Consider the following 210-nt stretch of genomic DNA (forward strand, 5'->3'; position numbering starts at 1 on the left):
GAGTTCGAGGTACGGCACACTTGAAAACGCAGGGCAGCGATGAGTTTGTTCCATGCCAGTCACTATTCAAGAGCAATCAACGTAAGAGCCAGTATCTTGGCGCGACCGAGTTGACCAAAAGTGCACAATATCACACGCATGCAGTGCTGGTTGGCAAAGGGCATAAGTTATTAAAAAGAGATAAAAAACGTGGTTATAAGGAGCCTTGGC

General features: G+C 46.7%; 1 pseudogene. It reads left to right on the forward strand.

What is annotated here, in order from left to right:
• Positions 1–20 precede the first annotated feature (20 nt).
• Positions 21–210 (forward strand): annotated as a pseudogene (locus H5158_RS23835) (IS4 family transposase); the annotation flags it as partial.

The organism is Pseudoalteromonas sp. SR45-6, assembly GCF_014163545.1.
Classification (GTDB): Bacteria; Pseudomonadota; Gammaproteobacteria; order Enterobacterales; family Alteromonadaceae; genus Pseudoalteromonas; species Pseudoalteromonas rhizosphaerae.